The 20,331-nt window shown below is 30.3% G+C and carries 20 protein-coding genes; 12 read left to right on the forward strand and 8 right to left on the reverse strand.

The window, feature by feature from the left end:
* Nucleotides 1-255: 255 nt before the first annotated feature.
* Both LNQ49_RS02535 and LNQ49_RS02540 read right to left on the reverse strand, forming a co-directional pair.
* Nucleotides 256-2,028: a MutS-related protein gene (locus LNQ49_RS02535; RefSeq protein WP_229987210.1), complete on the reverse strand. Its 1,773-nt coding sequence runs from the start codon at nucleotides 2,026-2,028 to the stop codon at nucleotides 256-258.
* 132 nt (nucleotides 2,029-2,160) lie between these two features.
* A complete protein-coding gene (locus LNQ49_RS02540; protein WP_229987211.1) occupies nucleotides 2,161-2,994 on the reverse strand; it encodes a universal stress protein in 834 nt (277 codons plus the stop codon).
* Nucleotides 2,995-3,349: 355 nt separating this feature from the next.
* On the opposite strand from LNQ49_RS02540, the gene mnmE reads away from it, so the two are divergent.
* Nucleotides 3,350-4,750: a tRNA uridine-5-carboxymethylaminomethyl(34) synthesis GTPase MnmE gene (gene mnmE, locus LNQ49_RS02545; protein WP_229987212.1), complete on the forward strand. Its 1,401-nt coding sequence runs from the start codon at nucleotides 3,350-3,352 to the stop codon at nucleotides 4,748-4,750.
* 75 nt (nucleotides 4,751-4,825) lie between these two features.
* Here the strand turns inward: mnmE and LNQ49_RS02550 are convergent, their stop codons facing one another.
* Entirely contained in the window at nucleotides 4,826-5,158 is a 333-nt protein-coding gene (locus tag LNQ49_RS02550; protein ID WP_428978333.1) for a hypothetical protein, read from the reverse strand.
* Between the two features lie 157 nt (nucleotides 5,159-5,315).
* Between LNQ49_RS02550 and LNQ49_RS02555 the strand changes: the two genes are divergently transcribed.
* From LNQ49_RS02555 to LNQ49_RS23220, 11 genes are all read left to right on the forward strand, one after another.
* Nucleotides 5,316-6,284: a hypothetical protein gene (locus tag LNQ49_RS02555; protein ID WP_229987213.1), complete on the forward strand. Its 969-nt coding sequence runs from the start codon at nucleotides 5,316-5,318 to the stop codon at nucleotides 6,282-6,284.
* 535 nt (nucleotides 6,285-6,819) lie between these two features.
* Nucleotides 6,820-7,326 (forward strand): hypothetical protein, encoded by a 507-nt coding sequence (locus tag LNQ49_RS02560; protein WP_229987214.1) that lies wholly within the window; start codon nucleotides 6,820-6,822, stop codon nucleotides 7,324-7,326.
* A 166-nt stretch (nucleotides 7,327-7,492) separates the two neighbouring features.
* The gene (locus LNQ49_RS02565; RefSeq protein WP_229987215.1) at nucleotides 7,493-9,643 is read left to right on the forward strand and encodes a KAP family P-loop NTPase fold protein; all 2,151 of its coding nucleotides are present in this window, start codon (nucleotides 7,493-7,495) and stop codon (nucleotides 9,641-9,643) included.
* Nucleotides 9,644-9,821: 178 nt separating this feature from the next.
* On the forward strand, nucleotides 9,822-10,634 hold the full coding sequence (locus LNQ49_RS02570) for a hypothetical protein (protein WP_229987216.1): 813 nt from the start codon (nucleotides 9,822-9,824) through the stop codon (nucleotides 10,632-10,634).
* A gap of 287 nt (nucleotides 10,635-10,921) precedes the next feature.
* Nucleotides 10,922-11,494: a hypothetical protein gene (locus LNQ49_RS02575; RefSeq protein WP_229987217.1), complete on the forward strand. Its 573-nt coding sequence runs from the start codon at nucleotides 10,922-10,924 to the stop codon at nucleotides 11,492-11,494.
* A gap of 165 nt (nucleotides 11,495-11,659) precedes the next feature.
* Nucleotides 11,660-12,235, forward strand: a complete 576-nt coding sequence (locus LNQ49_RS02580; protein ID WP_229987218.1) for a Crp/Fnr family transcriptional regulator — start codon at nucleotides 11,660-11,662, stop codon at nucleotides 12,233-12,235.
* Nucleotides 12,236-12,350: 115 nt separating this feature from the next.
* Nucleotides 12,351-13,016 (forward strand): NADPH-dependent F420 reductase, encoded by a 666-nt coding sequence (locus LNQ49_RS02585; RefSeq protein WP_229987219.1) that lies wholly within the window; start codon nucleotides 12,351-12,353, stop codon nucleotides 13,014-13,016.
* 113 nt (nucleotides 13,017-13,129) lie between these two features.
* Nucleotides 13,130-13,519 (forward strand): YybH family protein, encoded by a 390-nt coding sequence (locus tag LNQ49_RS02590; RefSeq protein WP_229987220.1) that lies wholly within the window; start codon nucleotides 13,130-13,132, stop codon nucleotides 13,517-13,519.
* A gap of 196 nt (nucleotides 13,520-13,715) precedes the next feature.
* Complete coding sequence (locus tag LNQ49_RS02595; RefSeq protein ID WP_229987221.1) at nucleotides 13,716-14,333, forward strand: hypothetical protein; 618 nt, start codon at nucleotides 13,716-13,718, stop codon at nucleotides 14,331-14,333.
* Between the two features lie 165 nt (nucleotides 14,334-14,498).
* Entirely contained in the window at nucleotides 14,499-14,822 is a 324-nt protein-coding gene (locus LNQ49_RS23215; protein ID WP_255680729.1) for a Sir2 family NAD-dependent protein deacetylase, read from the forward strand.
* Nucleotides 14,823-14,869: 47 nt separating this feature from the next.
* Entirely contained in the window at nucleotides 14,870-15,328 is a 459-nt protein-coding gene (locus LNQ49_RS23220) for a Sir2 family NAD-dependent protein deacetylase (protein WP_346432482.1), read from the forward strand.
* A 258-nt stretch (nucleotides 15,329-15,586) separates the two neighbouring features.
* On the opposite strand, the gene LNQ49_RS02605 is transcribed toward LNQ49_RS23220, so the two are convergent.
* From LNQ49_RS02605 to LNQ49_RS02625, 5 genes are all read right to left on the reverse strand, one after another.
* Complete coding sequence (locus tag LNQ49_RS02605) at nucleotides 15,587-16,546, reverse strand: TauD/TfdA family dioxygenase (protein WP_229987222.1); 960 nt, start codon at nucleotides 16,544-16,546, stop codon at nucleotides 15,587-15,589.
* Between the two features lie 64 nt (nucleotides 16,547-16,610).
* Nucleotides 16,611-17,573 carry a cupin-like domain-containing protein gene (locus tag LNQ49_RS02610; RefSeq protein WP_229987223.1) on the reverse strand — a complete coding sequence of 321 codons (963 nt, stop codon included), beginning with the start codon at nucleotides 17,571-17,573 and terminating at the stop codon, nucleotides 16,611-16,613.
* Between the two features lie 89 nt (nucleotides 17,574-17,662).
* Entirely contained in the window at nucleotides 17,663-18,301 is a 639-nt protein-coding gene (locus LNQ49_RS02615) for a 4'-phosphopantetheinyl transferase family protein (protein WP_229987224.1), read from the reverse strand.
* 24 nt (nucleotides 18,302-18,325) lie between these two features.
* Nucleotides 18,326-19,057, reverse strand: a complete 732-nt coding sequence (locus tag LNQ49_RS02620) for a thioesterase II family protein (RefSeq protein ID WP_229987225.1) — start codon at nucleotides 19,055-19,057, stop codon at nucleotides 18,326-18,328.
* Between the two features lie 56 nt (nucleotides 19,058-19,113).
* Nucleotides 19,114-20,304: an MFS transporter gene (locus LNQ49_RS02625; protein WP_255680730.1), complete on the reverse strand. Its 1,191-nt coding sequence runs from the start codon at nucleotides 20,302-20,304 to the stop codon at nucleotides 19,114-19,116.
* Nucleotides 20,305-20,331 lie beyond the last annotated feature (27 nt).

Genomic DNA, 20,331 nt, shown 5'->3' on the forward strand with positions numbered 1-20,331 from the left:
CTTTACGCAAAGAATTCAATACAACTTCAACGATTTTATCATTCTGAGCGGAATCGAAGAATAACTGCTGGTTGCTCGGTATAGTTTGGAGAGCTATGTAATGAGATTCCTCCTGCGTCGGAATGACAAGTTTGTGTATAATCTTTACTCGATATTAGAGCACTCAGTAGCTTTCATCACACATCTTATAAAAACATTTCACCTTTCACGTTTAACATCTCACGTTTCACAAAAAAACTTCTCACACTCCCCCTACTATATCACTCCCATTTTTTGCATTAAGAATGTTGCGCTTTTATTTTTACAAATTCCTTCACGTAGTGTATAGTCAAAATGCAATTCATTATTCTTTATTTCAACTTCAAAACACTGATTGGTTAAAACATCAGGATATTCGTTTGTTGTCAGACATACTTCAATATCGTGTGTTGCAATTGCTCCTATTGCTTTTTTTGCAATAATCTTTTTCACTACTTCAATAGTTCCATTACGTTTATCATCTGAATTTGTACCTCTTAAAATCTCATCTAAGAGCACAAAAGCAGGTTTGTCCTCCAATGCATCCATAATTTGTTTTAAACGCTTTATTTCGGCGAAAAAGTAGGATTCACTATCTGATAGGGAATCTGATAGTCGCATGGAAACCAAAACTGGCAACGGATGCATAGTAGCCTTATTAGCACATACTACTGAACCTATTCCTCCTAAAACCATATTGATTCCTAAACTGCGTAAAAAAGTACTCTTTCCTGACATATTTGATCCCGTTAATATCATAAACGATTCTGGGAAAAATTTCACTTCGTTCCCTACTCTTGTTTCTGGATTTAGTAAAGGATGACTTAAATTTGAAAAACCAATCTTAAAATCTGTGTTTAACTCTGGAAAAACAAAATCTTTGTTATTATATGAAAAGTTAGCTAAGCTATTCAGCATTTCAAATTCTCCTATAACATCCAGCCACTCTTCTAAAACAGCAGCGTGATTGGTTTTCCAATTTAAAAGATTTTTTAAAACGTGAATATTGAATAGGAAAACACCATTAAACAATAACGCAGCTACAATGTTATTAATCGTATCCATGTTTGAAAACAACTCTGACAATTGTTTTAAGTGTGTACTCGCCTTAGCATTTTTGTAAACTAATCTCTTTTGTAGTTCAACTAATTTGTCTGACTTAAAAGTTTCGTTTTCTATCTCCTTTACCAATAAGCTATATTGCTTGATAATTTTATCAATATTTTCAGCTTTGGCTATTTCAGTTTGGATTCTTTTAAAAAACATTCCCAAAACTGTTGTGTTCAAGATAAAAGCAAAAGTTAGATAGGATAAAAATATTGTATTAGAAGTCACAAAATAAGCAATTAATAGTCCACCAAAAAGAGCTGGTAAGGCATACATTAATACTGACATTACTTTTGAGAAAGGAGCACTCTTGCTATCCTTCCACTTTAACAATGCCTGATACGCTTCTTTTGTATCCTGTCCTATTATTGCAAGTGCAAGAAATTCTTGACGCCAATCTAGCTTAGATTCTAATTCAAGTATCGCTTCTTGATTCTGCTTTATTTCACTGGATTTCAATGTATATAGCAACTGGTTTGCTAATGTTTTTTTTCCAACAAAGGTTCCTGTTCTATTTAGACTTTGAAACAAAGAATGATCTCCAAAAATATCTAAATCGTATGCGTATGGGTGGTGAAAGTCTATAAACTCTTGTCCGTTTTCAAAAAGTAGTTTTTCTCTTTTTAGAAAAGTAATTTCGTTCTTATTTATTTTTAAAAGCGTCTCTGTTAGTTTCTTTTGGAAAGACAAACTCGAATGAATACGCATTAAAACAATAAAACCTAGGAATGATAAAATAGCAGAAATAATATATACAGAATCATCTGTCTTGATATAATAATACCCTAAAACCAAACACAAAACAATACTCAAAAGTCGCAATAAACTAATGCTATTGTATTTTTTATTGATTGTATTTAAAGCATCTGAATAACTGCTGACATTTTTTTGATATTGTTCCATTGATTTAAAGTAATTATTCCTTTTAGAAATTATATTGAAATACAAATATAAGTTTACAGCAACGAAATAACTACTTTAAATTCTAGGAATATTACTATTTAACAAAGTGATTTTATTAAATCTGCCTTGAAATTATTGTTCATGCATTATCAAAACTGGTATTGCTATATCTTTTGTTAGTTTCTTAGTAAAACTCGGACTAAACAAACTTTCGAAGAAGCTTCGCTTGTAAGCAATCATAGCCAATACATCGATGTCTTTATACAAAACAAAATCTAGAATGGTTTCTTTAACTTCTTCACATGGAAGCACCAAGAATTGAACTGGCTCGTCTTTAAAATCATTTTCCCATTCTTTAATTGTTACATTCGTAACATCTGAGCTCTGGGTTTTTACATACAAGCATTTAATTTTAGCATTCATTTTTTTTGCTATACCCAAAACTTTTCGAAGTTCTTTTTTGTCTTTCTCACGGTAACGTGTGGTGAATCCGATTGTTTTTACTTTTTTAAATTTAGATTCTATAGGAACACATAAAATTGGTACTTCTACTCCTGATATCACTGCATCGGTATTTGTTCCTAAGAAAAAAGTATTCCAACCTGCAACACCTGAAGTTCCCATTACTACAAAATCTATCTTGTCTTCTTTAATCGCTTTTTTCATATTGTAAACCAAATCTCCATCCATCAGACGGTGATTCATTACAATATCATCGAGCTTACGTTCTGCCGCAATTGCTCGAAGTTTGGGAATTTCATCTTTAAACATTTCGAATTTAGCTAACTCTAATGAATTATATATAATTGCAAAATTTTCTGGGAAAAACTGGCTATCATAAACTGGAATCTCAAATGTGTGTAACAAAATGAGCTCGCCTTTAACCTGTTTTGCAAATTCTAAAGCATGCACAAATGCATTTGTAGCTACTTCAGAGAAATCGGTGGGGAATAATATTCTTTTCATCGCATTATTTAGATTAAATGTTAGTTTCTCAAATTTAACCATAAAACAGCCTCTTCGACATGACAATTATCAGTTATTTAACATTTTACAATTTCTTAAAACAAGGTTTTTTTTAGTATCAGTTTTCGGTCTCGGTTTACAGTTTCAGTTTGCAGTCTCAGTTTGCAGTCTCAGTTTACAGTCTCAGTTTACAGTCACAGTTTGCAGTCGCAGTTATCAGTTTACAGTTTACATCTTTCATTTCACTATTCACAATTCACTTTTTACATTTCACTTTTTACAATCCTCCTTTTACAATTCTCCTTTTACAATTCTCTCTTTCGGAATTTCTAGGCTTTTTTTATACCTTTGCCAGATGATAAATCAAGATTCTATAGTAGCTCTAGCAACGCCTTCGGGAGCTGGGGCAATTGCCATAATCCGAATTTCGGGTAGCGAAGCCATTACAATTGGTAATGGAGTTTTTCGTTCTATTAAAAATAAAGATTTAACTAAACAAAAGACACATACCCTACACTTAGGTCATATTGTAGATGATTCGAAGACTCTTGACGAAGTTTTGGTTTCGGTTTTTAAAGGACCAAACTCATATACTGGCGAAAACACCATCGAAATCTCTTGCCACGGCTCTACTTATATCCAACAACAAATCATACAACTATTGCTTCGAAAAGGCTGTAGAATGGCTGATCCTGGTGAATTTACACTTCGTGCTTTCTTAAACGGAAAACTAGATTTATCTCAAGCCGAAGCTGTAGCTGATTTAATTTCGTCTGACAATGAAGCTTCACACCAAATTGCTATGCAGCAAATGCGTGGTGGTTTTAGTAACGAAATTGCCAAACTACGTGAGGAATTATTAAACTTTGCTTCGCTTATTGAACTTGAATTGGACTTTGCTGAAGAAGATGTTGAATTTGCCGACAGAAGTCAGTTTCATGAATTATTGAATCGTATTGAGTTTGTATTAAAACGTTTGATTGATTCTTTTGCTGTTGGAAATGTAATTAAAAACGGAATTCCTGTAGCTATTGTAGGTGAGCCTAATGTTGGAAAATCTACTTTACTGAATGCTTTATTAAACGAAGAACGTGCTATCGTTTCGGAAATTGCTGGTACAACTCGTGATACCATCGAAGACGAATTGGTTATTGGTGGAATCGGTTTTAGATTTATAGATACCGCTGGTATACGCGAAACTGTTGATTATGTAGAAAGTATCGGAATCAAAAAAACTTTCGAAAAAATAGAGCAAGCACAAGTTGTCGTTTATTTGTTTGATGGTTTAAAGTTTCAGGCTTCTGGTACCGAATTCATTACTGAAATTGAACAAATTAAAAATAAATACCCTTTAAAACCTTTATTAATTGTAGTTAATAAAAGAGATATATTATCTGAGCAAGAAGTTTCAAATATTACAAATCAGCTTGAAAATTTAAATGCTAAACTGCTATTAATTTCTGCAAAACAGAAAATTGGTGTTGAAGAGTTAAAGAATGAATTGTTGTCTTTTGTGAATACTGGTGTCTTACGAAATAATGAAACAATCGTAACCAATACAAGACATTACGATTCTTTATTAAAAGCTCTAGATGAAATACAAAAAGTAAAATATGGCCTTGAAACTAATCTTTCAAGCGATTTAATGGCTCTCGATATTCGCGAAGCTTTATACCAATTTGGATTAATCACTGGTCAAGTTTCTAATGATGAATTACTAGGGAATATATTTGCTAATTTCTGTATTGGAAAGTAGTACAACAAAATAATGCAAAGCAATAACAAGAAAAGAGTTAAAATATTAAAAAACAATATTTTAACTCTTTTTCATTTATACTTCCTTTTGGATATTGATTGTTATTTTGATTAAATTCATACCTCTATTGTACCTCTTTTTTTGAGGAATAGAGAATATTTTTTTGGTCAAATAATAAGTTTCATCCATACTCCAACTACTGCTAGCTCTTAGTTTACTTTCTTCATCTATGCCATAAATAAAAGGTATAAATTTATATACCCAACGTTGAATAGTAGAATGGTCAACATGAACCCCACGCATTTTCATTATTTCCTCAACGTCTCTATAACATAGGGTAAATCTTAATTTGAAATACACAGCTTGAAGAATTATAGTTTTAGGATAACAATGCCCTTTGGTGTTCATTAAATTAAGAATTTAAAGGAAGACCTAAAGAAAAATCACCAGCGTTTTCTATTCATAAAAATTAAAAATTAACCGGTGCGGCACCTAAGGTCAAGGAAGAAACAATTATATTTACTATTGGTATTGACGAAAAACCAAGATGGATTAAAATTAAAAAATGAGAAAACTAATTATATCAAGCTTAGTATTACTGTCGGGCATGGCTTCATGTCAGCAAAAACAATCATCAGGTACAACTATTAAAAGTCAGGTAAAGATGGATCAGAAAATGCTGGATATTTATAAACAGGTAAAGACATACGATTACAACCCATTGTATGAGGTGGAATTTAGTCAGGATGCCTGTGGTTATGAAATTTTAATCAATGATGTCCCCCTGCACCGCTATTTGTTATTGGGTAGTGCCAATGAGCAACGTATTCCTGTTAATGATTATATACTAACAAGTGGAAAACAGGAAATTATCATACGTTTGTTTCCGCCTCAGCTGTCAGACCAAAGTTGGTCTCCTACACTTGTGGATGCTTCTAAGTTTAAGATCAAAGTAATTCATCATGCCCCTGATGCCCCTACAGAAAATTATAAACAGGTTTTTGAATTCAGCACCTCCAATAAGCCGGGAACAGAAAAATTCCTCGCCAGCGGGCAAAAGACTTTTGAGTTTAAAGGCTCTTTTGAGGCAGAAGTTCCTTATCAGTTAGTAGGATGGCGCAATTCTAAAGACCTGAGTAAAGAGAATCAGGATGAATTACTGAAAGAAGCGGTTGCAGCATATAACAATTTTAGAAATATACTGATAAAAAAAGATGTGAATGCTTATGCATCATTAATGTATGATAAAGAAGTGGAACTGGCAAAAGCTTTTTACTGGGCTACTCCTGCAGATTCTAAAGCGCGTTGGGATAAAATGAGTGATGCAGTCCTTGAGAAAAGGGACATTTTACCTTTAAAAGATTTTAAAATGGTGCTTTATGCAGGTGGAAAAGTGCTCTCTTTACAGCCGACGAGCGAGATGTACAAAGATTATCTGTCTGCCATTCATGCCCAAACTAAGGATGATGATATTCAGGTTTCTTTCCTGCTTCATAAAAAAGCGGGTAGTAATGAACTGACACCTATACGGTAACGTTATGAAACAAAAATATGGCTTTACTGATATCAGTTATACACACTAAATTATTTTCTTCAAATTCCATTTCTAGAAAATCCTGCGCCTTATCAATTTGAGTACCAGCGTGAGTGTTTTTAAAAAGATGTTACCGCAAGTTATCAAAGTAGTCTACCTTTTATTAAAATAATGAATAAGTGTTTATTTGTTGTTGTTGTTTTGTTCAGATTAGTACCTTATTTGTACCGCTTCATCTGAAAACCCTAGTAAACACTGAGGTGCTAATTTCTGTATTGGAAAGTAAATGTTCTTTTCTTAAATTTCTTTTTACTTTCTCTTATTTGACTATCACTGATTTAACGTGTTTTTCACTTTCTTGTATTGTCTTTAGTTTGTACATTTTATCTTCATGTGCACCATATGATAATTAGTTTAAAGAAGAAAAACTGCAAAATGGATAAAGAAATAGAACACAAAACACTTTGCATCAAAAAAAGTGCATAAAACACTATTTACTTTTACTAACTAATTATTTATATTTAAAATAAAAACAATGGCAAAAAATCAATTCAGTAAAAACTTCAAAGCAAAACCAGACAAAGAAAAATGGAATAAAATATGTCCACCAATGGAATACCGTGTTATTAGCGGAACAGATGCCTATTCTTTAGGAATTGTACCAACAGGAATGACAAGCATAAACACTGTTGTAATTGGTGCCTCTGGGAGCACAGCCGAAACAATTATGTATTTTGCAAACTATTTCCGAATAGACGGAACAGAAATAGACCAAGAACCATATTTTGAGTTATACGAAAGTGGTGCAACACATTCTTCTTTATATGGAATATTTCATCACGCAAACTTCGACGGAAGAACAGAAACACTAAACACAAATGAACTTTTCAAAATTTCTGCAAGTGGTTCAACTGCCGACATTCAATTTACCGCCAAACCTGACAAAAGTTCTGGAACATTAGATGAATTGAGGACACAAGGGAAAATATCAGGATTTGAATACACTTGGGGACAAGGAATGAAGAAAAATGGCGCAAAGTAAGCACAGCCTATAACGCATGCTACAAGCAAGCTGGGCATTTGGCTAAATTTAAAGTTAGTTTTGCACTTGTAAAATTTGTGTTTAATGGAAAAAACTCGCATCTTTAATCCAAAACCTCATGTAGCACCAAAACGTTATGTGACATTTGCCCAAAAACGACGAAATTATGAAACAAATCTATAATTCTGACAAACCAATTTTAGCCAAAGAACAAGATAGGTTTAACAGATATAAATTTTCAAAAAGAATTGCTGAAACAATAACTAAAAGAAATGATAATGATGGACTAGTTATTGGTTTATACGGAATTTGGGGAGAAGGTAAGTCTTCAGTTTTAAATATGATTGAAGAAGAACTAAATATCAATGAAGATGTTTTAATTGTAAAATTTAATCCTTGGAGATTTAAAGACGAAGATGCTTTAATTTTAAATTTTCTTAAAAATATTTCAGAAGTACTAAACAAAGAATTAAATACAAAAGCTGAAAAATTTGTAGATTTTTTTAAAAAATATGGAAGTATTACAACTATTTTCAATTTTGATTTATCAAAATTAAGTGAAAATTTTTCTGACACACAATTAGAAGATTTAAAAAATAGAGTAAACGACTTTCTAAAAGAAAGTGATAAGAAAATAGTAGTGATAATCGATGATATTGACCGTCTTGATAAACAAGAACTATTTTCTTTATTTAAACTAATTAAACTAACAGGTGATTTTTCAAAAACATATTATATATTATCGTTTGATGATGAAATGGTAGCTTCTGCAATTGGAGAAAGATTTGCAGAAGGAAATAGAAATTCAGGATATAATTTTCTTGAAAAAATAATTCAAGTTCCTCTTAGAATACCTCAAGCTTTGAGTAAAGATTTATTAAATTACACTTTTGAGTTATTAAATAATATCTTAGATGAAAATAAAATTGATTTAGGAACAAACGAGGAGCAAAATGTTGGATTTTTTATTTCACAAAATTTACTTTTAAAAATAAAAACTCCAAGACTCGCTATTCGGTTTTCAAATTCTTTATCATTTTTAATTCCTCTTTTGAAAGGAGAGGTTAATATTTCTGATTTAATTCTTTTTGAAGGTGTAAAAATATTTTACCCTGAACATTATGAATTCATAAAAAATTCTCCAGAATATTTTATCGAATCATATAATGATGAATTCTCCGACAATAAAAATAATTCAAAAGTTGAAGAATTTAAATCCAAAATTGGAGAATTAGATAGTAACTTATCCAAAAAAGAAAAACAAGCAATATTAAATTTACTAAAAAAAATATTTCCTTATGTAAAAGAAGCTACGGAAAATTATAATTTTAAAAATAGAGATCAAGATTGGACAAAAGAAAAAAGAATAGTTTCCTCTAAATACTTTAACAGATACTTTATTTATAGTGTCCCAAAAGATGATATTTCAGATATTTATTTTGACAATTATATAAGCAGTCTTAATTCAAAAACATTCGATGAAGTTTTAATTGAAACAAGCGAAATATTTAAATATATTGAACCTACTGAATATCTAAACAAAATATATTTTTATGAAGACAATTTAGATTGGAATTCAAGACAAATCGTTTCAAAAATAATTTGTCACAATGAAAATAAGTTTGAAGGTATGAAAGGTGGAGTTTTTATGTTTGCATCTAATAATCCAAAATCTCAAGCTGCAATAACAATTAGTAGAATACTTTTAAAACATATTAATTATTCAGAAAGACTTGAGTTTTCAAAATATTTAATGAAAAGCGGAATACCTTATGATTTTTCAAAAGAAATAAATAGATGGATGCAAGTAGGTCAAACTGAAGACGAAAAAGCAATCAAAACTGCTGATATTTATTTATTGAATAATTTACTTCTTGAGAGAGCCTTAACAGATAGCAATAAAAATAATACTAACATTTTTGAAAAATACGAAAAAAATATTTTTTCATTACTTAATATTTGGTCTGAAAAAAAATTGCAAGAATTGAGAGAATATATAACAGAGTTAATTAATTTGAATCCAAAAATTGTTTCTAAAATAATATATTCATTAACATCAACAATATACAGTTCCTCTAATCCAAATCCTTATAAAATAGATTTTAAAAAAGAGAGTTTTGAATTGCTAAAAAAATATTGTGACATTGTTAATTTTTACAACGTTCTAATTGAGGAATATTCAACCGAGATAGAAGACAAAGAAGTAATCTTTTTTGATGTAGATGAAGGGCAAAGTATTCAAAATGCAATGCGTCAATTTATACATTGGTATAATTTAGAAATTAAATCTTTAACGACTGAAATTAAGGAAAATTAAAAACGTCACATAACAGCCGTTACAAGAGATTTGGGTATTTGGCAACATTTAGAGATGGTTTTGTATTTGTAAAATTTGTACATAATGGAAAAACCTCACATCTTTAGCCCCAAACCTCTTGTAGCACCAGGGCGTTAACCGTTATTTTGCCTCAGAAACTTAACAAAATACAATATTTATGACATTAATTGTTTCTTGGATTGGAGTTGACTCTAGAAAAACATCATCATTATATATTGCTGGAGATAGCAGAATTTCTTGGGCAGATAAAGCAAAATTTGATAATGGAAAAAAAATATTTGGTTGCAAAAATCATCCAGTTATAATTGGATATTGCGGAGATGTTCAATTTCCATCTCTTGCGATTAATCAAATTGTTGAGCTAGCAGATAATGGTTTATTATTTCCTGAAAATTCAACAAATAAAGAAAAGTTTTATTCTTTCAATTTAAAATTAAAAGAGTTATTTGATAAATATCCATCTGAAATAAGGGGTGTAACAGATAAGTCACTAGAAATTATTTTTGCAAGTAGAAATGAAGAGACTGACTTTTTGTGCACAAAAATAAAATGGCTTAAATCAAATAATTCATGGACATTTGAAACCTTACCTTTTTCAAAACATTCTGATAAAATATTTGTTATTGGTTCAGGAAAGAAAGAATTTGAAGCAAAATTTGATGAATTTTTAAAAAGTAACGAAGCAAAAACAAGCAGAGCAGTTTTTCAATGTTTTTGTGAAACGCTGGAAAATATAAATGATACATATTGTGGAGGAGCTCCGCAACTTATAGGATTATACAATAGGTTTAATTCACAACAATTTGGAATTATACATCAGGATAAACTATATTTGAATGGTTTTGAATTAGAAAGTTCAGAAGCTAACAATAAAATTGAATGGAGAAATAAGTTATTTGAAATTTGCGATGGTAACACTAAACTAATAAAACCTAATTCTCAAAAACAACCCAGAACTTTGGCAAGGTAAAGAAGCGATTCTTTAGGCGTCCACTAAAATGAATCCAATATAATGCAAAGGGCATGCTAGGGCTTGGTAACTTGGTGGGAAGCTATAAAGTTTACCTACTAGGGTAAATAAAAAAACAACAGCTAACAATCGTTACAATAGATTTAGGCATTTGGCTGAATTTAAAGATAGTTTTGTACTTGGAAAATTTGTGTATAATGGAAAAATCTCACCTCTTTATTCCCCAACCATGCAAATCGCCAAGATGTTGGCAGTAATTTTAAAAACCGACCAGAAAAGAATAAACTATGACAGACAAATTTACTTTAAGAGACATTCTTGTTTATACACTTTTAGGATTAATAGTTCTATTTTTTTCTTATTTGTATTATCCTTGTGAAATAACTTGTATTATTAAAGACTCAAAAGACTTTTCAGATTTAACAATTTTGTTATTAATACCTATTTGCTATTTAATCGGACATATACTGATGAGTTTGGATGATGTAATTTTCAATGGTATTCTATTGCGCTTTTTTCCAAAAGGCAATCAATTAAAAAATAAATACTGGAAGCTTTACAATTTTTTATTTTTTGGCTATAGAAATATAGGAATAAGAAATCAAGAGGAAATAACCAATAAAATTTTTCTTAAGACTTGTGACAAATTAATTTCTGAAAATAAATATGGAAAAGCTGAATATTATCAAGTAATGAGTGATTTGTTTAAAGGCATTTTTCTAATCATATTTTTAAGTATTGCTTTTGACCTTTTCCATTGGAGTTTTAAATTCTGGAAACTTATACTAATTTTCTTGATTTGGTATAGAGCTAAAATGTTTTCAGCTTACTATGTTAGAATGATAAAAAGAAATATATAACAACTACTACTGTCAACAGCCATTACAAAAGATTTGGGCAAAAGGCTGAATTTAAAAATATTTTTATATTTGAAAACTTACTCAAAATCGAAAAAAATCGCATCTTTAATTCCTAAGCTATCTAAGTATTAGAGTATCACAGACAACCTTAAAGACATAATACCAATGGAAAATATAATTAAATATTTTGATAAATATCTTTCGTTGGAAGACAGTGAAAAAGAAGCTTTAATGAGTTGTCTGGTAGAGCGAAAAATAAAACGTAGACAATTTATTTTGCAAGAAAGCGATACCTGCAAATATTTCACTTATGTTGTTGAGGGCTGTTTTAAAATGTATGGAGTTGACAAAACAGGTAAAGAACACAATCTCTTGTTTGCGACCGAAAACGATTGGGTCGCCGACATTGATAGCCTTCACAAAGAGAAACCTTCCAAGCTCTATATTGAAGCAATTGAACCTTCCATCATTCTTCAAATTTCTAAAGGAGATCTTTGGTATTTATACACTAACTATCCGAAGTTTGATAGAAACTTTCGCGTAATTATTGAGGATAAATACATTGAACTTCAAAACCGACTGTTGCATACTTTTAGCTCGACAGCATACGAGCGATATGAATTTTTCCTAGAGCAATATCCTAAACTTTCCTCCCGATTACCCAACACACAAATAGCATCCTATCTTGGTGTGACACCAGAGTTTCTCAGTAAAATTAGAAAAGACAGAATGGGTAAATGACATTTACCCTTAATCTACATTAAGACTATTTCTTAAAATAGTTCATAGGTACAGGAGAAAGGTTCATCGCATCTTTGTAATGTCAATAATGACATAACAATTTAATAAAGATAAAATGAAAAATTCACCACAAACTAAAGTAGCCATAATCGGACTTGGTAACATAGGTACAGCTCTTGCAACAAACCTTACTAAAGGTAATCACTGCGTAATTGTAGCATCAAGAGAATTTGAAAAAGCGAAAACATTTGCTGACAGTTTAGGTACTAATGCTATTGCTAAAACAATTACTGAAGCCATTGATGAAGCTGATGTAATAGTACCTTCAATAGGCTTTAATTTAATCAAAGAATTTCTAAAAAACTATTCTAAAGAACTTTCAGGTAAAATAATTATTGATGTTTCTAATCCTATTGCACCAGATGGAAATGGCGGTTTCAAAAAAATCATTGGAGAAACTGAATCATCTGCAAAAATTCTTTCTGAATTATTACCTGCTAATGCTAAACTCGTAAAAGCATTCGGAACATTAGGTGCCGCTTCACTAAAGAATGATGCCTTTAAAGCCCCTACCAAAATGACCTTGTTTTATGCTTCAGATAGCACAAACAGTAATCCACATATTGAGGAACTAATTTCAAGTGCTGGTTTTGAACCTCTTCACATTGGTGGTATTGACCAAAGTATACGCATTGAAGTGTTTGGCGACCTACATCAGTTTGGAGCACTTGGTAAAACCGTTTCACTTGAAGAAGCTAAAGCAGCAATTGCAAAATCATAAATTGAAATAACAACCTGATGAAAAATATAATACTTACAGTAATGCTATTGGTGACACTAGTATCCTGTCAAAACAAAATAAAAAATAATTCAACCAAATTAAATCAAATCACAATGAACAATCAAATAGAAAAATCGGCAATTGAGAAACTACTTTTCTCTTATCGTGATGCATTGAATACTTCTGACGTAAATAAAGTACTGCCACTCTATACTCATGATGGAATTTTTATGCCTTCCAACGCACCATCGGCAATTGGACAAGAACAAATAAAAGGTTCTTACGAATTTGTTTTCAAAACAATTCAGTTAAACATCGAATTTTACATTGACGAAATCATAGTTCATGGAGACTTTGCTTTTGCACGAACAACATCAAAAGGAACAACCTTGATTCATGCCAACAGACAAACTGTAGCCGAAGAGAACCGAGAGTTATTTGTATTTCAAAAAACAAATGGACAATGGAAGATTGCTCGATATATGTTCAATAAAATGAAATAATTACTATATTACTTTACCACTAGTCTTCTTCTTTAATTCCGCCAAACGTTATATCGCTTGGCGGGTTTGGGGATTTAGGCAGAATTTGAAGATGGTTTTGTAATTAGAAAATTTGTGTTTAACCGAAAAAACTCGCATCTTTAATTTCAAATTTCTTGTAACGCCAGAACCTTGGCAGTAATCTTACCGTAGAATTATGAAAAACAAAAAGTTACATTTTATAATTATTCCATTTTTAGCCTTAGCTTTTTTAAGTTGTGCAAGTTTCTCAAAAAAAAGATTTCGTAAAGAAGTTCAAAATTTAGAAATTGAAAATATCTCCCAATTAAATGGAAGTTATACATATAATCCAATAAAAAGATACTATAGTTTTGAAAAACCTAAACCAAAAGATATTATTCCCGATTCTTTAATGAATAATAACGCATATATGTTTTTGTTAGGTAAATATTTAAATGAGAAAGATAAGTTTGACTCGATTAGTCAATTAAAAAATAATTTCAATATAGATTTAAGGCTTGAGAACAATAACTTATTAAAAATTAAAATTTCAGACAATTCAAAAGTAATTAAAGACACTACACTGACAGGGAAATATAAAAAAGGAATGTTTTATTTAGACAATAGTTTTTTAGATTGTAACGGTATTCCTTATCTTTTTGGTGGGTGCAGAAATAACAAAAGACGAATTGGATTGACAAAAAATGGAAATCTATTAATAAATGAAGCTGTTTGTAATGAAGGAGCCTTTTTATTAATTATAGGAAGTGGTTATAGCTATAATCTAACCTATGAATATAAACGAATTAAATAAAAAAACTACTGCCAACAGCCGTTTGTATTGATTGGTTTTTTGGGCTGAATTTAAAGATGGTTTTGTATTTGCAAAAAAAATTTGTTTAATGAAAAAAACTCATTTCTTCAATCCTAAACCTCTTGTAGCACCAAGACATTAGCAGATATTTTAGAAAATCAGAATATGAAAGATCAACTAGAACAAATAATAGAGCAAGTTTACAATAAATCAAATAGAAATCTTTTCACGTTTTTGACAGGCGCAGGAATTTCTGCTGATAGCGGAATACCAACTTATAGAGGAATAGATGGAATTTGGGTTAAAGGAACAAAGTTTCATAAACCAGAAGAATTTGGAACTTTTAAATATTTTTCTAAAAACCCAGAAGAAGTTTGGCAATATTCTCTTTTTAGAAAAAAAATGTTTGAAAATACAAAGCCAAACAAAAGTCACTTTGAATTAGTAGAAATAGAAAATATTTTGCAAGATAGATTTAATTTAATTTAATTACTCAAAATATTGATAATTTACACAAACATGCTGGAACTAATCGAATTTATGAAATACATGGAAATAATAGAGAAATAAAATGTTCAAATGGTTGCAAAGAGATCATTAATCTATCTGGTGAAATTAAAGGAAAAGATATAGACGAAGATTTAACTGAAAGAGAGATTGAATTATTGAAATGCAAAGAATGCGGAAGCTGGATGAGACCAAATATTTTGTGGTTTGATGAATATTATGATGAGAAAACAAATAAAAGATTCAGTTCATTAAAAATCGCTAAAAACTCTGGTATCCTATTTATTGTTGGAACTTCAGGAGCAACTAATTTGCCAATGGAAATTGCCGAAACAACTTTAAAATATGGAGGAACAATCGTTGATATTAATACCGAAGATAATCTGTTTACAGAACTAATTAAGCACAAAAAAAATAAAATTATCATTCGCCAAACATCAACTGAAGCGCTAGAAACAATTAAAAGAATAATAAAAAACATCTACTAACAGCTCTACAAGAGATTTGGGTATATGCATCGGAAAGTAGTACCACAAAATAACGCAAAACAACAACAAGAAAAAAAAGAGTTAAAATGTTTTAATCAACACTTTAACTCTTTTTTTCATCTAGACTTTCTTTTGATTAACAATGGGTTATATTTATGAATAAGTAAAGCTGTCTGAAAATTAACTTTAAGATAGCCACTTCTCCTGTAAATAATACTTTAGAATGATTCAATCAAAAAAAGACTCCTACTTATGGGTTTATACTTTAAAGTTTCTTGCCATGCCTACCAAAACTTTTCGTGGACCTTCATAACGCTCTCTACCATGTGTAAATAGCATATTATCTAATAATAAAAGGTCGTTTTTTTCCCATTGAAAAGAAAATTTTGTTTTTTCGTAAACGTCTCTAATGATATCAAGGGCTGCTGGATCAATTGGAGTTCCATCACCAAAAAAAGTATTTCTAGGTAAATTATCTTCTCCTAAAACTTCTATTAAGGCTTCTTGCAATTCTTCTTCCAAACTACTAACATGAAATAAATGAGCTTGATTAAACCATAGTTTTTCTTTAGTTGTAGGATGAATAATAGAAGCTTGATTTACCTGTCTGGTTTTAAGTCCTTCAGGTGTCCATTCAAAATCCAATTTATTTTCTTTACAAAATTGTTCAACTTCATTTTTATTGCTCGTTTGAAAAACTTCTTGCCAAGGCAAATCAATATTGGAATAGTTTCTTACATACATTATTTTTTTTCGCTCAAACTCTTCTCTAATTTCTTTAGGGATTTCCTGATAAGCAATACGGCTATCTGAAATTGGTGTATTCCCCATTTTACTTGCTGGTGTTTCACATAAAAAACCAATTCTCATCGGCCAAGAGTTAAAATAGGCATTTTCATTATGCTGAGGAATCACTTCAGAAGCATGATATTCTGTAGCAGTGTATACTTTGTTTTTCAATTCGGTTCGAGGAGTAGATCTATATGCATAATTATCTAAGTCTTCACCAAAGAATATTTTTAATATTGACCCAAAGTCATCTGCACCATTAATGTTTAAACCACGGATTAAAAGTGCGCCTTCTTGGGAAATAAAATCTTCAAAGTCTTTTTTATTATCTTCTGCCCAATTTAATAGTTCCTCTCCTTGATAATTTTCAACATTTAATAACATCTTTTTTCCAGAGATTGTCTGGATTTCATCTATATTTAGTAGCATATTTTTAATGGTTAATTTTTTGATTAATATGTTTTTTGATTTAAATTATCTTTTTTTTCATTTATTAAATGCGTCCAATCATTTTCTTGAATCCGTATGAAAGACCTGAAAAAACAGCTAAAAGAGGCATTAGAAAGGATATCTTTCTAAAAGGTTGTAATCCGCCTTTGTAAAATTGACGAACAAAATAATTTGAAAAATTTCCAAATTTATGGATTGGGGTTTTCCAGCAATGAGCGTAAGTAAATCCAACTACATTATCATCTGGCATAACAGCATGTAACCAATAAGGGGGAATATATAAGGCATCTCCTTCTTGAACATAGGCAATGACAGGTTTCAAATCAATTGAACTGTCTAAAACTTTTCCATCTAAATAAGAATCATTTCTAAAAAATTCAACAATTTCTTTTGCATTAGGTATTTCAGGTGATAATAAAGCCACTTTTTTCGCTCCACTAACCTGACACATTAAAGTTTCATCTGTAATGTGATGATGCCAAGCTGTGGAGGCTCTACGATACAAAAAAAACCTTTTTTGCTCATAAAGTCTTGGTTTTATCGAACTGTTAAGAAAAGCGAATCCAGGCATCTCGTTTATTAATTTCGAAAAACGATTATCATCGGTAATTTTTTCAGCAGGCATGCTCAAAATAGGGTCTTCATTGTTGAATAACCTTTTTATTGCTTTATGAAATGTAACCTCTTCACTATTAATCTTATGTCTTTCCCAACTAGCGTGATTCATATGTGGATAGATTGTAATTTTAAAATCATCACAAGCTGTTAACCAATACTCTTCACTTTTAAAATGTTGAATAGCAGGCCAATGTTTTACCGCACCTTTAATAAGACATGGTTTATTGGGGGCTACCCAATCTTTATTAAACTTTTTTCCACTTAAGTCATTAACCATAACAACTTGTACCTGAGTTGCATTTTCAATTCCCGGAATCATTGAAAATAAATCATCAATAATTACTTCAGGTTTTGTTTCCGTTTGAGGAGTTACTAGAACATTTTCCATATATCTTTTTTATAATTTTATTTTATCTAAAAAAACATTTACTACCCTTGGATACTCTAAATTAATGCGAGTTTTGAAATTTATATCGATTAAATTATTGAACAAATATTAATTTCATTCATTGAAACGGTATGATTCCCATTATATACAACATAAGCACTATAACTTTCATTTATATTTAATTTTTCAAAACTCCATAACTGATTACAGCATAGTAATTTTTCATTGTATATTTCAATATCTTTCAATGGCATCATAAGTCCTTTTCCATCTGCTTTTAAAGCAGCTTCTTTTAATGTCCATGTATCATAGAATAACTCTAATGGCGTTTGTGTGTTTTGAAATCTTTTATCATCCTCGTCATTAAAAACAATTTCCTTTATTTCATTTATATCAATATTTTTAATTTCTTCAATATCAATACCAATCCTCGATTGCATTGAAATGGCACATATAACATAATTTCCTGAATGAGAAATATTAAAATCAATATCTTGATTTATGTAAGGGCGATTATTTTCATCAATTTTAATTTCGTCTAATACTCTTTTTGAATACCCACTTTCCATTAATAATTTTCTTAAAACCAATTTTCCAAACAAACATCTTTTTTGATCATTCTCTTTAATATAGCTGTTTACCTGTTTTTGGATAAACTCAGGAACATTGGGTATGAGATTCTTGTAATCATCAATAAGATCAATATTTATGTAATTTATTAAAATCATTATTCTTCATTTACTTGATCTGTACTATTGCATCTTTTCAGTTAATAAGTCTAAAGCTTTTTTGGCTACATTTTTTTTATAGCATTTTTTTATTATGCTACATAATTTTTCTGCATTATTGAATATAAAAAAGTGGTTTCCAGTAAGTATTTCATAATTAAAAAACGATGTTGTGTATTTGGACCAATTCGTTATGTCTTCAACATGTTTTTCAACATCACCCATTATAGAATAAATTGGGGTTTTAATAATAGACTCACTGCCTAAATTGTTTTCTTCGGAAATTTCAAAATCTGCTTTTAGAATAGGTATAAAATAATCTAATAACTCTTGACTTTTTAAAAACTCTAAAGGCAATCCTCCCAACTTTGTTACTTCCACAATAAACTCTTCATCTTCGAGCAAATATCTTTTTTTATTCTCTTTTATTTTTGGCCCAGCATTTCCTGATACGATTAAACATAGGGGTGTTATACTATCTTCTTCAAGCATTCTTGTTACTTTGAAAGCAAGTGAAGCTCCCATACTATGTCCGTATATTAGAAAATTCTTAGAGGTTAATCTTTTTTTTATTTGTGTATAGATATAATTTGCAGCTGTAGTAAAATCTTTGATCAAAATCTCATCCGAACTTGCCCCTCTCCCTGGAAGCTCAATTGCTTCTAATTTAAATTCTCCCAAATATGAATTCATGAAATTAAAGGAGTCACTGTTTCCTCCTGCAAAATGCAACATAAATAATTGTGGTTTTGACATGTTTATTACTTTAAAGGATTTAATATTTTAAATTATAATTTGAATTGCATTTGTCCTTAATCTTTCATTTTTTGGTAAAAAAATATTGCTATAAACCCAAACACACCGCTAAATGCTATAACTCTTTGTGGACCAAACAAATCAACGCAAAAACCTGCCAATAATCCTGCTAATGTGCTTGCCAGTTGATTTACCATACTCATCGTCGATATTATTGTTGCTCTAAATTTTCCTGGAATGACTTGATGCAAATACGACTGAATTAATGGTCCTCCCAAATTTAACATTCCACTTTTGGTAATAATAATTATTACAGCAAGAATGAAAAATGGTGGATAAATAAATAATAATGAAAAAAGTAATCCTATAACAATTAGAATTAGAATTGACAATACATTTTTAGATTTAAACCTTGTAAAGAGACGTGAAGCAAACGAAGAACCAATACTAACAACTGATATGATTGAAAAAACATACCCCATTTGGTATTCTTTTAATCCTAAGCTTATTAAAAATGGTTGTGTTCCTATTGCTCCAGCTTTTACTATACACATAAATATACCTGCCACTATAGAGAAAAACAATGTTTTCTGGCGTATTGAAAAAGCAATACCAATCTTACTGGTTTGAAATGATTCTTTAAAAAGATCCAATACTTTTGATTTTTTCGGTTTAAAGCTTTCTTTAGTGAAGAAAGTTATTATGATAGCAGTAAAAAAGAAACCTAGACTATATATATACCAAAGAATTTTTATGGAATATACTTTAACCAATAAGGCTCCTAAAATTGGTGCAAAAACGGCCCCCAAAGCCATAAAACTAGCACTCTTAATAAAATACTCCTGATGGAGGTCTTTTCTTTTTTTAACATTTAGATTATCAATAACTAAAGCTTCCTGAGCGCCTGACATAAAGGTATCTCCAATCCCTGTCATTATATATAAAAGTAGAATGACATAAAAGTTTTTTACAATTGGAATAAACAATACTGCAATTGCAATAATTAAAGATCCTACTACTACGGAATACTTTCTACTAAATCCATCAGCAAAGGCTCCTGTTGGAATTTCAAATAAAAATGCAGCTACCCCAGCACACGACATGATAACGGAAATTTCGAAAAAAGAATAGCCTAAATGTAAAAAATAAAGCAAGTAAAACGGTGTTATCATTGTTGATAGCCCTGAAACAAGTAAATACAAGTAAAAGGGCCATAAATGCTTTAATTCGTCTTTTTTAAATAGCATGTTTTATAGGTTAATTGTCTTAAAAAA

It is taken from the genome of Flavobacterium pisciphilum, assembly GCF_020905345.1.
In the GTDB taxonomy this organism is placed as follows: Bacteria; Bacteroidota; Bacteroidia; order Flavobacteriales; family Flavobacteriaceae; genus Flavobacterium; species Flavobacterium pisciphilum.